The sequence below is a fragment of the Streptomyces sp. ATLC9 genome, assembly GCF_057196705.1.
In genome coordinates this window covers 1-877 of the sequence record NZ_JBXUOY010000540.1, presented here as the reverse complement: position 1 = coordinate 877, position 877 = coordinate 1, and the positions used below count along the sequence as shown (strand labels likewise).

The 877-nt window shown below is 72.4% G+C and carries 1 protein-coding gene and 2 pseudogenes; all 3 read right to left on the bottom strand.

Annotation, left to right across the window (positions count from 1 at the left end):
- Nucleotides 1-231 (bottom strand): annotated as a pseudogene (locus tag AC2CJA_RS26930) (recombinase RecA); the annotation flags it as partial.
- Between the two features lie 242 nt (nt 232-473).
- Nucleotides 474-668, bottom strand: coding sequence for a DUF3046 domain-containing protein (locus AC2CJA_RS26925; RefSeq protein ID WP_093663386.1), 195 nt, complete (start codon nt 666-668; stop codon nt 474-476).
- 68 nt (nt 669-736) lie between these two features.
- Nucleotides 737-877: pseudogene (locus AC2CJA_RS26920) on the bottom strand (AzlD domain-containing protein); the annotation flags it as partial.

Here is an 877-nt window from a genome sequence, read left to right as displayed (position 1 = left end):
CAGGGTCAGCGTGGTCTTGCCGGAGGACTCCGGCCCGTAGACCTCCACCACCCGGCCGCGCGGCAGACCGCCCACACCCAGCGCCACGTCCAGAGCGGTCGACCCGGTCGGGATCACCTCGACGGGCTCGTTCGGCCGCTCGCCCAGGCGCATCACCGCGCCCTTGCCGAACTGCCGTTCAATCTGTGCGAGCGCGGCGTCGAGCGCCTTCTCGCGGTCGTTTCCTGCCATGGGTGCCACCCGGTTCGCTTGAGTCGATCGCTTCACATCAGAAGACGCTAGCGCCTGCCACTGACAATCGGCCCGGACACCGTCCCCGGCAGCCCGGCTCATCCATGAGAATAGCTGTTCGATTTTTGTGTCAAATTGCTCCGCGCCCCTGTGGACAACCCGGAGGGTTCAGGAAACCGGCAGCTCAGGAGCGTCCCGCGCGGTCGTCGGCCACCGGGGCGGCGCGCGGTCGCCCCCGGCCCTCACCTCAGCTCGGCGGGCACGTCCACGGCCACGCAGACCGCGCGCCAGACCTCCTTCGCCCCCCACCCCGCCTCCAGCGCCTCGTGGACCGTCCGGCCGCCCAGCTCGGACATCACATGATCACGTGCGAAGGAGTCGGCGTACGCCTCACCGAAGTGGGCCGCCATCCGCTCCCAGAAGACCGTCAAACGCATACCCCCAGTATCCGCCCGCCCGGCCGCCCCCTTCCGACGGCGGAGGGCCGGACGGGCCGGGACGGCTGCCCCAGGGCCCGCAGCCCCGCGGTGACCAGGACGGCGGTCACCACCACCAGGAAGGGAGCGCGCAGCACCAGCGCCGCCGCGAGACCTCCCGCGCGGGCGGCGGCCACCGGCGCGCCGCCCTCGCCGCCGGAGGTCTGCCG